This window comes from Methylotenera sp., assembly GCF_030653755.1.
Classification (GTDB): Bacteria; Pseudomonadota; Gammaproteobacteria; order Burkholderiales; family Methylophilaceae; genus Methylotenera.
This window is the reverse complement of record NZ_JAURYU010000017.1, coordinates 42,062-55,206: the sequence shown is the minus strand read 5'-3', so window position 1 is coordinate 55,206 and position 13,145 is coordinate 42,062. Positions and strand designations below refer to the sequence as shown.

12 protein-coding genes are annotated in these 13,145 nt (G+C 42.6%); 3 read left to right on the top strand and 9 right to left on the bottom strand.

Going from position 1 to position 13,145, the window contains the following annotated elements; all coding sequences use genetic code 11:
- Positions 1-7 precede the first annotated feature (7 nt).
- From Q7U33_RS03645 to lnt, 6 genes are all read right to left on the bottom strand, one after another.
- Complete coding sequence (locus Q7U33_RS03645) at positions 8-715, bottom strand: M48 family metallopeptidase (RefSeq protein WP_304858235.1); 708 nt, start codon at positions 713-715, stop codon at positions 8-10.
- Positions 712-1,419, bottom strand: coding sequence for a 1-acyl-sn-glycerol-3-phosphate acyltransferase (locus Q7U33_RS03640; protein ID WP_304858233.1), 708 nt, complete (start codon positions 1,417-1,419; stop codon positions 712-714). The genes Q7U33_RS03645 and Q7U33_RS03640 overlap by 4 nt, the downstream gene beginning before the upstream one ends.
- A 3-nt stretch (positions 1,420-1,422) precedes the next feature.
- Positions 1,423-1,965: a D-glycero-beta-D-manno-heptose 1,7-bisphosphate 7-phosphatase gene (gene gmhB / locus Q7U33_RS03635; protein WP_304858231.1), complete on the bottom strand. Its 543-nt coding sequence runs from the start codon at positions 1,963-1,965 to the stop codon at positions 1,423-1,425.
- 141 nt (positions 1,966-2,106) lie between these two features.
- On the bottom strand, positions 2,107-4,275 hold the full coding sequence (glyS, locus tag Q7U33_RS03630; protein WP_304858229.1) for a glycine--tRNA ligase subunit beta: 2,169 nt from the start codon (positions 4,273-4,275) through the stop codon (positions 2,107-2,109).
- 3 nt (positions 4,276-4,278) lie between these two features.
- Positions 4,279-5,235 (bottom strand): glycine--tRNA ligase subunit alpha, encoded by a 957-nt coding sequence (gene glyQ / locus Q7U33_RS03625; RefSeq protein WP_304858227.1) that lies wholly within the window; start codon positions 5,233-5,235, stop codon positions 4,279-4,281.
- A gap of 64 nt (positions 5,236-5,299) precedes the next feature.
- On the bottom strand, positions 5,300-6,811 hold the full coding sequence (lnt, locus tag Q7U33_RS03620; protein ID WP_304858225.1) for an apolipoprotein N-acyltransferase: 1,512 nt from the start codon (positions 6,809-6,811) through the stop codon (positions 5,300-5,302).
- Between the two features lie 190 nt (positions 6,812-7,001).
- Between lnt and mscL the strand changes: the two genes are divergently transcribed.
- Genes mscL through Q7U33_RS03605 form a run of 3 tightly spaced genes read left to right on the top strand, consistent with a single transcriptional unit; the run spans position 7,002 to position 10,750 of the window.
- Positions 7,002-7,424, top strand: a complete 423-nt coding sequence (gene mscL / locus Q7U33_RS03615) for a large conductance mechanosensitive channel protein MscL (protein ID WP_304858222.1) — start codon at positions 7,002-7,004, stop codon at positions 7,422-7,424.
- Positions 7,425-7,472: 48 nt separating this feature from the next.
- Entirely contained in the window at positions 7,473-10,025 is a 2,553-nt protein-coding gene (locus Q7U33_RS03610; RefSeq protein ID WP_304858220.1) for an AMP-binding protein, read from the top strand.
- 2 nt (positions 10,026-10,027) lie between these two features.
- Entirely contained in the window at positions 10,028-10,750 is a 723-nt protein-coding gene (locus tag Q7U33_RS03605; RefSeq protein WP_304858219.1) for a 4'-phosphopantetheinyl transferase superfamily protein, read from the top strand.
- Here the strand turns inward: Q7U33_RS03605 and Q7U33_RS03600 are convergent.
- From Q7U33_RS03600 to Q7U33_RS03590, 3 genes are all read right to left on the bottom strand, one after another.
- On the bottom strand, positions 10,732-11,502 hold the full coding sequence (locus Q7U33_RS03600) for a GNAT family N-acetyltransferase (protein ID WP_304858217.1): 771 nt from the start codon (positions 11,500-11,502) through the stop codon (positions 10,732-10,734). The two genes, Q7U33_RS03605 and Q7U33_RS03600, sit on opposite strands and share 19 nt — an antisense overlap.
- Before the next feature lie 279 nt (positions 11,503-11,781).
- A complete protein-coding gene (locus Q7U33_RS03595) occupies positions 11,782-12,168 on the bottom strand; it encodes a hypothetical protein (RefSeq protein WP_304858216.1) in 387 nt (128 codons plus the stop codon).
- A 127-nt stretch (positions 12,169-12,295) separates the two neighbouring features.
- Positions 12,296-13,144 (bottom strand): HlyC/CorC family transporter, encoded by an 849-nt coding sequence (locus Q7U33_RS03590; RefSeq protein ID WP_304858215.1) that lies wholly within the window; start codon positions 13,142-13,144, stop codon positions 12,296-12,298.
- Position 13,145 lies beyond the last annotated feature (1 nt).

Here is a 13,145-nt window from a genome sequence, read left to right as displayed (position 1 = left end):
TATCGACTTATATGACGTGTAGTTTTGGCGACCATGCTTTGAGTTCTTTTTCTGCGGCTTTGTAATCGGGAAAAATACTGGCAACTACCGCCCAAAACTTTGCAGAATGATTCATCTCTTTTAAGTGAGCCAACTCATGGCAGACCACGTAATTGATAATGTGGGGTGGCGCTTGCAATAAGCGCCAATTTAGCCGAATTTCTTTTCTTGAGTTACAACTGCCCCAGCGCGAGCGAGCATTGGAGAGATATAGTTCAGGGGTAGGTACCCCTAACTTAGTGGCAAACAGTGATAAACGTCTGGAAAAGTCAGTGAGTGCCTGTTTTTTGTACCATTGCAGCACTTTTCGCTCAACCGCGCTTGGTTCATCGTGATTAGGCATGGCTAATTGTAAAAAGCCAGGGGTGTATTCAACCGCTCTTGAGCGAACATCAGGTTTTGCTACAAGGGTGATGGAGTTGCCCAGCAGTAGCAACTGATTACCATCTAGCCATTGCATCGGTGGATGTTGGTTGGCACTACGTGTTTCTAACTTTTTAAGAATCCAGTCCGCTTTGAGTGCAATCAGGCTTTCTAGGTATGATTGTGCAATGCGCTTAGGGGCGTGTATGACTAAACCATCTTGTGTAATTTTTAAACCTACGGTACGGCGCTGCCTACGTTCTAATGTGTAATGTATCTGTTCGCCCGATGGAAGTTGAATGGTGTGGCTCATGCTTTAAGTGTTGCCATTTCAGATTCTATCCAATGCTCAACTTGGCTATTTAATACGTCAGTTTTTACATCAGTAGTTTGAATCGGCTGACCAATGTGTATCTGAATAACACCAGGCTTTTTAATAAAAGAATTTTTAGCCCAAAACTCGCCTGCATTGTGTGCCACAGGTACTACTTGCGTTTGTGTATGGCTTGCAAGCCACGCACCGCCAATGTGGTATTTACCACGTTCACCTGGCGCTTTACGTGTGCCTTCAGGGAAAATGACAACCCATAAGCCTTTTTCTAACCTAGCTTTACCTTTTGCTACAAGCTTTTTGAGCGCTTCGCGTCCTGCGCTACGATCAATTGCAATCGGGGATGACATGGCTAAGCCCCAGCCAAATATTGGAATCCATAATAACTCACGTTTAAGCACATACACTTGCGTAGGGAAAATAGCCTGAAACGCTAATGTTTCCCATGCTGACTGATGCTTTGCCAAAATGATGCTAGGGGTGCTAGGTAAGTGCTCTAGCCCTTTGATTTCATGACGGATATTGCAAGTAATACGTAGCCACCAAATCATGCTGCGTGCCCAGCCTGAAATAAGCACGTTGCGTGTTACAGGGTGAAGCGGCATAGAGAGCAATGCAATGAATGTGAAAATTGGCGCAGTAATAATCTGCCCAAGTAAAAATAGCGTAGAACGTAACAGCAGCATGGTTTAAGTGTTTTCTGAAATGATATGTTGCACTGCTTCGCTTAAATCTGCAAAAACGAGGGTGTTGGCGGGTAAGTCATTAGACTTTAACGTATCTTCACCTTTACCTGTGCGCACCAAAATAGGCTGGCAACCTGCGTTTGCAAACGCTTGTAAATCTCTGAATGCATCACCAACACCAATCACTTGGTTGAGATCAACAGAAAAGCGTTTGCCAATTTCCTTAATCATGCCAGTTTTTGGTTTGCGGCAGTTGCAATTGTCGTCAGCCGAGTGAGGGCAATAAAAAACTGCATCAATACGTCCGCCTAGCGACAGGAGTTCTCGATGCATTTTGTCATGAATGCTATTGAGCGTTGCCATATCAAACAAGCCGCGGCTCACCCCTGATTGGTTGGTTGCCACGACCACTCTAAACCCTGATTGATTCAATAAGGCAATCGCTTCAAGGCTACCTGGGATTGCAATCCACTCATTAGGGTTTTTAATGAAATTGGCGGAGTCTTGATTAATAACGCCGTCACGATCAAGGATGACAAGTTTCATATTTACACTCCGTCATTCCCGCGCAGGCGGGAATCTAGGTAATTCAAAATTCTAGTATTCTTACAGTAAACTATCATTTCTGTATTTCACCTTGACTGGATTCCCGCCTACGCGGGAATGACGATTGGGAAAATATAGTGATTAACTAGCAAGTTTAGACAAATCTGCCACACGGTTCATGGTTTGGTGCAATGTCGCTAACAAACCTAGGCGGTTTGCTTTAAGCGCTGCATCTTCTGCATTGACCATCACGTTATCAAAGAAGTCATCGACAGGCGCTTTTAGTGCAGCCAGTGCTTTTAATGAGTTGGTGTAGTCGCCATTTTCAAACAGTTTGTCGGCTTCTGGTTTCACTGAAATGAGTGCGTTGTTTAGCGCAATTTCAGCGGGCTCTTGTAACAAGCTCACATTCACTTGTGCTTGAATCTCAGCTTCAACTTTTTTCAGTATGTTACTGACGCGTTTGTTAGCGGCGGCAAGTGCAGGGGCTTCTGCAAGCTCGGCGAATGTACGTACGGCTGTAAGACGTTGTGGAATTTCGCTCAGTAATGCAGGGTCTAGTGAAAGTACCGCGTCTACTTCTTGTGCTGTAGCGCCATTTTCACGCAAATTAACGCTTAAACGGTCAAAGCAAAATTCTTTGATGGCTTGTACCGTTGCTGCGGTATTAGCTGAATCTTGCTCAAATACGGAAAGTACATCTTGAATAAGTGGCTCAAAAGCTAATGATAGTTTACCTTCAATTAACATGCGGATAATACCCAAAGCTTGCCTGCGCAAAGCGAATGGGTCTTTGTCACCAGTAGGTTTTTCACCGATACTAAATAAACCAACTAGGGTTTCTAGTTTGTCTGCCAGCGCTACGGTGATACCAACCTGATTGCGGGGTAAATCATCGCCAGCAAAGCGAGGTTTGTAATGGTCTTCAATTGCAAAAGCGACTTCGTCATCTAAGCCTTCATGTTGTGCGTAATAGCGGCCCATGATGCCTTGTAGTTCAGGAAACTCGCCTACCATGTCAGTAATTAAGTCAGTTTTTGCCAGCTGGGCAGCTAGAACAGCTTTTGTTGCTAAATCAGCACCACCTAATTGTTTGCCAATGGCAATGGCAATAGCACCTACGCGCTCTGTACGTTGACCTTGCGAGCCCAGTTTGTTGTGGTAGACCACTTTTCCTAAACTGGTAATGCGTGATTCCAAGGTCTTTTTACGGTCTTGGTCAAAAAAGAACTTAGCATCCGCTAAGCGTGGACGCACTACGCGCTCGTTACCACCAATCACTGCGCTGGGGTCAGCTGGACAAATGTTAGAAACAATTAAGAACTTATTGGTAAGTTTGTCATTGCTGTCTAGCAGTGGGAAGTATTTTTGATTCGCCTTCATGGTAAGAATCAAACACTCTTGCGGAACTTCTAAATAGATTTCTTCGAATTGACCAAGTAGAACATTTGGGCGCTCAACCAATGCAGTGACTTCATCAAGCAATGCATCATCATCAATTGGCTTCAGGCCTTCTTTAGCTGCGGCCGTTGTGAGTTGGCGTACGATTTCAGCACGACGTTCAGCAAAGCTGGCAATCACTGCGCCTTCTGTTTTAAGTTGTTCTGCATAACTGTCTGCGTTTTTAATGATGACATTGGCTGATTTAGCCTCAAAGCGGTGGCCTTGCGTTTGATTGCTTGCATTTAGGCCTAGTACGCTAGTTGCCACAATATCACTGCCGTGTAATGCGATTAAGCCATGTGCGGGACGCACAAAGTTAACACTGCTCCAGCCATCTGCCAGTTGGTAGGTCATGACTTTAGGAATAGGTAGTTTCTGTATGGCTTCTTCAATTGCTTTTTGTAAGCCATCGTTCAGCGCTGCGCCTTTTTGCGTCACTTCTAAAAACAAGGCTTCGTTTTTGCCATCTATTTGTTTGCTTAGCTGTGACACCGCGGTTTCGTCTAAACCCATACCATTTAAACGTTTAATTAGAGCAGGGGTAGCGTTGCCATTGGCATCCAAGCCTACGCTCACTGGCATCAATTTTTGCGAGATTTGTTTATCAGCTGCTTTTGACTCAACGTTTGTTATATGAACTCCTAAACGGCGAGGTGTGGCGTAGACTAAAACAACGGATTCGTTTATGTTGTTTGTTCGATTGTTTCGGTTCTTAGCTAAAGGATCGTCGAATATAATTGACTCAATCAGACCAGTTTTTTTTAGTTCATCAGCAATTGTGCTCGAGAATGAAAATCCCAAGCTTTTTAGTGCTTTTGGTGGTAGCTCTTCTACAAATAATTCTACAAGTAAGTTTTGTTGTGACATGATTTAAGCAACCTTCTTATCTTTTTCTTGTTTTTCTTTATCAAGCTTTGCTAATACTTCATCTGCCCAGTCTTTTGGTGCCATTGGGAAGCCAAGCCTTGCGCGGCTATCTAAATAGCTTGCCGCAACGGAACGCGCCAAGTTACGAATGCGGCCGATATAACCAGCACGCTCAGTGACGGAAATAGCACCACGAGCATCCAATAAGTTAAAAGTATGCGCGGCTTTTAATACTTGTTCGTAAGCAGGTAGCGCTAATTGATTTTCCATCAAATGCTTGGCTTGTTTTTCATGGGCATTGAATGCGGTAAATAAGAACTCAGCGTCTGAGTGTTCAAAGTTGTAAGCACTCTGCTCTTGTTCGTTTTGTAGGTATACATCGCCATAGCTTAAGGCTTTACCATTTGAATCCACTGTCCAAGTTAGGTTGTATACGTTATCAACCCCTTGCAGGTACATGGCTAAACGTTCCAAACCATAGGTGATTTCGCCCGTAATTGGTTTGCAATCAATGCCGCCAACTTGTTGGAAATAAGTAAACTGCGTCACTTCCATGCCATTTAGCCAAACCTCCCAGCCTAAGCCCCATGCACCCAGTGTTGGGTTTTCCCAGTCGTCTTCTACAAAGCGGATGTCATTCTGTTTTAGGTCAAACCCCAGTGCTTCTAAAGAGCCTAAATAAAGCTCTAGAATGTCTGCGGGTGCTGGCTTTAACACGACTTGAAACTGGTAGTAGTGTTGTAAGCGGTTTGGATTTTCGCCATAACGGCCATCTTTAGGACGGCGGCTTGGTTGCACGTAAGCTGCTTTCCATGGCTCAGGGCCTAATGAGCGTAAAAAAGTGGCGGTGTGCGAGGTGCCAGCGCCTACTTCCATGTCGTAAGATTGTAGAAGCGCACAGCCTTTGTCGCTCCAGTATTTTTGTAGGGTGAGAATAATCTCTTGAAATGTTAAAGCCATGGTGTGTTCGTTGAAATTGGCGAAAAGTGCAATTTTACTTTGTTTTGTAATCTTGCAATAGGTTTTATCTTGACGACATTCTGTTACGTTTCCATAACAGCAACAATAAGCCGAAACATATGGCCAGAAATAGCCAGTTTCCCCAGTATACATAAGGGGTTGTGCCTCTGTAGCCTTGAGCATATCCATTCAGCGAAGTTTGCACAAAGTGTGGCGCGTGTGCTGTGAGATAGCCTTTTTGGTCAATAATGGCTGTCGCGCCTGTGTTGGTTGCACGTAGCATCATGCGGCCTGTTTCAAGTGCGCGCGCTTGAGAGAACTGCAAGTGTTGGTCTGCCGCGTACGATTCGCCGTACCACGCATCATTGCTGACGTTGACTAATAACGAGGCCATTGGTAATTGACGAATGATTTCCTCGCCGAACACGTCCTCGTAACAAATATTGACTGCTACTTTTTCACCAGCGACTGGCATCGGTTGTTGATATCGAGCGCCACGTGATAAATCACTTAATGGCATATTAAGCCAATCTCGATAGATCCAGCCAAATGCTACTTTAAGCGGAATAAACTCACCAAATGGTACTAGGTGAGATTTACGGTAAGTGTAACTGCCAGCGCTGCCGTAACTAAGCACGCTGTTAAAGTATTCGCCATGTTCGCGCTCGACCATTCCCACCAAAATATCTCCTTGGTTTCTATGAGCATGGGCGAGTAGTCTGGCTTTTAAGCCGTCAGGAATATCACTGGCGAGTATGGGTAGTGCGGTTTCTGGCAGTACAATTAATTTTGCATCACTGTTTTCTACCATGGCAAGATATTGTTGCATCGTGTGTTCAGCAATTTCAGGCGCCCATTTTAGGCTCTGTTCAACATTGCCTTGTAGTAAGCTAACGCTCAGTGGTTTGTCTGTTGGCGTTGTCCATTCAATATGTTTTAACAAATAACCTGTCACCGATAGTAATAAAATTGAAACAATTGCCTTGTGTTGCCAGATTTTTCTATTATGTTTGTCTGCAAGTAAATAGCCAACAATACTGGCAATAAGTACGGTGAGTAGCGTAACCCCATACACGCCTATAATCGGCATATAGCCAGCTAACGGGCTTGCTGGTACTTGGCTGTAACCAATCGTCAACCATGGAAACCCAGTAAATATCCAGCTTCTTACCCAGTCTGCTAATGCCCAAAATACTGGGATGGCGACGATGAGTAGTGCTGGTTGTCGCTTAGATATCTGTTTGCTTAATAAGCCAACAGCACCAGTAAATAAGGCCATAAATGCGGCTAGTACCAACGTTGAGAAAGCAGCCATCACACTAGGCATGCCACCGTAAGTATGCAGGCTAATGTAAATCCAATAAAAGCCAACGCCAAACAGGCCTAAACCATAAGTAAAGCCTGCAATAAAGGCAGATTTAGGCGTGACACTTAATACCATGAAGTAAATAACACCAATAAGAGACAAGATGGTAGCAGGGTAAAAGTAAAAAGGCGCAAAGCCTAATACGCCAAAAGCACCTAAAGCAAGCAGTGCAGCAGTTTTTAATAAAGGGGTTGATATAGATAATCGCATGTTGCGAATTGTAGCTTGTTACAGCCTTAGATAACAAAAATTAACATTTAACTTGTGTTTAAAAAGTGGCTTGTGTTGACATGTCAGTTGGATAAGACATATATTTCCTAAGCTAGTGAAAATATTTAAATTAATCATATCCGTTTTAAATGGGCTTTGAATTTATTAACTTTAAGACATGGAGAAGTGCATGAGTATCGCGTCAGAATTTAAGCAGTTTGCCTTAAAAGGCAATGTCATGGATTTAGCAGTAGGTGTCATCATTGGCGCTGCTTTTGGAAAGATTGTTGATTCTTTAGTGGGCGATATCATTATGCCGCTTATTGGAAAAATAGTGGGTAATGTAGATTTTAGTAATATGTTTATTGCTTTGGCGGCAGTGCCAGAGGGTAGTACAGGCACTTATGCAGCGCTTAAGCAAGCGGGTGTGCCAATGCTTGCTTACGGTAATTTTTTAACGATCGTAATTAACTTTATCATCTTAGCTTTTGTGATTTTTATGTTGGTTAAACAAATGAATCGCCTAAAAAGAGCTGAGCCAGCCGCAGCCCCTGCACCAACCGCTGAAGATATTATTTTATTACGTGAAATTCGAGATGCTTTGAAAAAATAGGTAGACGAGCCTCTCTGTCTATATGCTTACATTGGAAATATACTTTAATTGAAGACTAACGAACCCGCCATAGATTTTAAAGCTTTGGAGTTTAGTCTTGGTCCAGCAATGCCATTGAAACCCAATCTGCCGCATCGTAGATTTGAGGAGTATGTCAATGAAATACCAGACTCTATCGCTGTTTTCTATGAGGGGGGGCAACTTACCTATGCTCAACTAAACTGGAGGGCCAACTATTTTGGGCGGATGCTCAAGACCTATAATGTTGGCCCAGAACAAGTTGTTGTCTTATATATGGATCGCTCTCCTGAACTTGTTGTCGGGACTATTGCTATTCACAAGGCTGGCGGTGCTTGTGCATTTATTGAACCAGCTGTCACTCTTAGGCGCTTGGAGGTGATGTTTGCTGAAGTTAAGCCGACCGTAATTCTGACAACAAAAAAATATCGTCAAAAATTGCAAAATATTGAAGCTTCGTTGATTGTGATGGACGAGGTTGAGTGTTCTGATAATAGTACAAACATTTCCTTATCTGCTGGAGAGCTTAGTCCAGAAAATTTATCTTATATTTTCTTTACATCTGGCTCATCTGGTACGCCTAAAGCTGTCATGTCAACTTATGGCTATATGTCTGAACAGAATGCTACAGTACCAGGAAGCGAGCGACACATCCTAAAAACAGACTCTGGCACAACATTTACTAGGGCTGAAATATTACGACCGTTACTTAGTGGTCAGCAGTTATTTATCCTACCACTTGGACTAGAAAAGAACTTTCAAGAGCTATCTCTTTATATCAGTAAACATAATATTACACATTTAATTTCGACTCCGACCGCACTGCGAGTATTGTTGGATTCAGACCATCTTCCTTATTGTCACTCTTTAAAGTCTGTAACTTGCTCTGGCGAAAATATTCCTCTCCAATTAAAAAAAGACTTCCTGTCACGACTTGATGCAGAACTACACATAATCTATGGATGTACAGAGGTGCCTGGTGCAGTTTCTATGACGTTACGCAGAGGTGAGCAGCATGATTTACAGGCTACTGGGCGCCCTGGATCAATGATGGAGGTTTATGTGTTAGATGGCGAAATGCAACCTGTATCAATCGGGGTTGAAGGGGAAATCTATCTTGGTGGGCAAATGGCAAAAGGATATTTTAATGATTCACATCTTACCTTACAGAAGTTTGTGTCTAACCCATTTTCCAGCATACCTGGAAAAAGACTATTCAAAAGTGGCGATAGAGGACGCTGGATGCCTAATGGGTATTTGCAAGTTTTAGGGCGAGCGGACAGCCAAATAAAGATCAGAGGGTACCGTGTGGAATTGGGAGAGATTGAAGGTGCACTTCAGACATTACCGCAAGTTCGGCATGCTGTTGTAATGCTAAGTGAGGATAGCCCTGACCATAAATTTCTAACAGCATACCTTGTACCAAGAGTTCATCATGCGAGCGTAGAGGCGCTTAGGATTGCGTTAAAGCAAGTGTTGCCTGAATACATGATTCCCCGTAATTTTGTATTGTTATCGGAGCTTCCGTTAACAGCTAGTGGTAAAGTGGATCGCATAGCATTGTTGCATCTGCAACCAAAGAGGGTTGTTAGTACGAGGTCGCAGAAACATCATGACTCTTTTGAACATCATCTCATTGCTATATGGGAGAACCTACTCAAGGTCTCTCCAGTGGGAATTCATGATAATTTTTTTGACCTTGGCGGACATTCCTTGCTGGCTGCACAAATGATGGAGCAGATTCAAAAAACTTTCCAAAAGACACTGCCTTTAGATTTTCTTTGGTTTCATGAAGGCACCATAGACTCAATAGCCAGAGTGCTCCGTGACCAGTATCAGTTTGGATTCAATCCTGAGTTGGTGCTAATTAAAAAAGGGTCACGTCAGCCTTTATTTGCTGTCCATATCATGGGGGGCTATCTTGTCGATTACTACGAGTTGGTGCGTTATCTTGATCCAGAGCAGACTGTTTATGGCTTACAGGCGCGAGGTGTTTTTGGAAACGGGATTCCAGACTACGATATTAAAGTAATTGCAGCCAACTGCATCATCGCCATGCGTCAGATTCAGCCCCAAGGACCATACTTAATTGCGGGCTACTCTAGTGGTGGTGTTGTTGCATATGAAATGGTCCAGCAACTGAATCTAAGTGGTGAGAAAGTGGCTTTATTAGCCATGCTGGATACTTTTTGCCCATCGGTTTACCAAGTACATCGATGGTACAAGGCTATTAGACTGCTATGTCATGGTAAAACGCACCGTTTACGTAATTTGATATATTCAGTCCTACTCACCACATTTAGACTGAAAAAATTTCTTAAAATCGAGGGGGTACGTAAAGCTCACAAGTATGCGCACATGTCCTATCAGCCTCAAGATACTTCACAGGAAGTTGATTTTTTTATTGCTGAAGAGTCTGCTGGGAATGTAAGTCGCAACTTTCTTGGCTGGCAAAAATGGCTCAAAGGCTCGGTAAGAGTCCATAATTTTAACGTCAGTCATAGCGATTTGGTAAGGTTACCCAAAGTGGAAGATGTCGCAAAGACATTGCAAGCGTGCATTAAACGAGTGATTTCAGATTGAATATGGCGTTACCCATATTATCTAAAGATGAGGTTCATATTTGGACAATCGATCTAAATAGATGTAATGCAGATGTTTCTTTGCTAACACATTCAGAAATATCTAGGGCAAACGGCTTCGTTGATTTGCATAAAAGGCAACGATTCATTAGGGCAAGAGCTGCTTTACGTAAAGTCCTGAGTTGTTACATAGGGAAGGAATGGGCATTTCAAGACTTTAACTATGGTCCGAGCGGCAAACCTTCGCTTAGCTACAAAGTTGACCTCAACTTCAATATGTCTTATAGCAAAAACATCGCCATGATTGCAGTTTCAAGCTGTCGTGACGTTGGCATAGATATTCAGGCTGTGGAGCAGGCCGTAGATCCTGAGTCAGTATCTGAGTTTGTGTACTCTCCATCAGAAGTTGCTTATTTGTTGTCATTAAATAGCGTTGAAAGGAAAATGGCCTTCTCGGAAATTTGGGTGCGGAAGGAGGCATATGTTAAGGCATTGGGTGCTGGGTTTTCACGACCTTTGTACACATTTTCTGTTTCATCTGTCCCAAACGACATTGACGCTTTATGCGAAGATGAAATGAACCATCTTGCGACTAAAGAGTGGCGTTTAACATACATTAACGCCCCTGATGGCTATTCCGCAGCAGTGGCGGCAAAAGGCAGAGATTGGCACTACATTGAAATTGAAGAGCCGCTAGATTTTATTTATTACGGAGACCATTCATAAAGCTCTAAAGGGCAAATTTCCTCGAATCCTAGGCTAAGGCATGTTGAGTAAGATGTATCACGTGCGGCTTGGGTCACGAATCTCTGAATTCCAGTTTGACATGCATCAGCGAGTCGCCGTCTAAAAAGTGCTTTATAGACGCCTTTCCCTCGATACTCTGGCAACACAGCAGCACCTCTCATTAGGGCGATGGAATTATTCTCTATATAGGAACAAAATCCATAGCCTATGGGATTGTTTTTATCCTGTACATAAGCTTGATAAAGCCGATTTTGAATGTCACCATGATTAGAAGTTACACTGTAGAGGTATTTAGGATAATCAATATCGTTATAGCCATACGCACGGGCAATCATTTCTGTATTACCATCAGTAAATATTTCTTCAATTTTTATAACTGGGTTTTCTTCCAGAGGGGCATCAGAACATTCAAGATACATTCCAGATATTTTATGGAATCTACATGGGGAAAATCCATTCATCACCAGCTTTTCGGGTAAACCTAGGTCAATGTCTTTAGATGTAACCACCCAAGTTAAACCAGCGTTTCTTGTTTTGAAGAAATCTATTGTTGATTGGATTGAACTATCTACATTGAATGCATTAACTAATTGCACGCGATTTGCGTAAGCTAGTTTAAAAGGTGACAGGTATCCACGTACGCCTTCCAGTTTTAACAGAGTTGACTCGGGTCTGTGCGCAGTAAGAAACAGGCTGTCAATGATAATTCTTTCAACATTTTTTTTATCCATTAGACTAGTATAGCCTAGTTTAAATAGTTGGTTGATAAGCGAGTGGAAGCTTATAGGCAGGCATACTGCTAAATGCAGGGCGTATCTAAATTCAGATAAATAACCAGATTGGCCTGTGTTATTTATCATCTTCTAGCTTCATGATTTGTTTAAGTTACATGGTACTGAGCGTTGTTGCTAACTGAATAAAGTCTTCGTTGTTATAAAGCCATTAAAGCTATATTTGTTGAGAATTAAGCTTTAATGGCAGTGTATTTGAAATGCAACTATATTAATTTATTACTTTAAAGGCACTTCATATTGCTGAGTTGCTTCAGGCCCTTCACTGCCATCATTTTTTAAGAACGCAACCATGACGACTTTATCATCAATAAAGTCTAATTCAGTTGTTTCGTAATATGAGCCATCAGCCGCGGTATTAATAAAATGATATAACCAAATAGAGGCCACAATTTTGCCTGTGCCCTTTACTTTTACATCGTCTGCCTTAGCAGGCTCACCAAACTGTTCAATGATTTGAGCTTTGCTAAATTGATTGATTGATTTTACAAAGTCCTGCTCCATGGTGGGGATAGCAGTCGTGGCACTTGTAGCTTCCTCTGCCACTGCCGTTTGTATCAAAAATGACTGCGCAATAAAAAGCCAAACAAATACTAAATATTTCATAAACAGCTCCAGTAAAATTGGACTAGGGGATTTAAATTCATCACAACATAAAGCTATGAAATAAATCTTAGGACTTAGTTCCCTATGTGATTAATTTTAATGGAGTATTTTGAGTTAAACTGAGTACCTATAATGAAGTGCTGACGGTAGTAGGTTCTGGTGTAACCGATACCAGAATGCTATGTAGACGGCGGCTGTCTGCACGTAATACTTTTATATGAATGCCGCTAAAACTGACCTCTTCGTTGCGCTTTGGTAAGTGCCCAAATTTGCTGACCACTAAGCCACCTATCGTTGAAAACTCTTCATCACTGAATGCTGTGCCAATAATTTCATTAAAGTCTGCAATCTCTGTGAGTGCTTTCACGCGGAACTGACCATCTGCATTTTGAATGATATTGTCTTCATCTTCGTCGTAGTCATATTCATCTTCAATGTCGCCAACAATTTGCTCGAGCACATCTTCAATGGTGACCATGCCAGCGACACCGCCATATTCATCTACCACAATCGCGATATGGTTGCGGCTACTACGAAACTCTTTTAACAGTACGTTTAAACGTTTGGCTTCAGGGATAAATACCGCTGGACGCAACATGTCGCGCACTTCAAAGTCATCGCCTGCATAGTAGCGTAACAAATCTTTTGCCAGCAAAATGCCGATGACATCGTTTTTATTGCCTTCAATCACAGGGAAGCGTGAGTGAGCAGTTTCGATCACATTCGGAATAAATACTTCAGGAGGGTCTGTGATGTCGATGACATCCATCTGTGAGCGCGGGATCATGATGTCGCGCACTTGCATTTCACTTACTTGTAACACACCCTCTATCATGGCGAGAGAGTCTGCATCCATTAAGCTGTTTTCGTAGGCGCTGTGTAGTAACTCTACAAGCTGTTCGCGGTCTTCAGGTTCTCGCAATAAGAAATGACTTAATCGTTCCAACAAGCTAGGTTTTTCCGAGTCGGTTGCCATT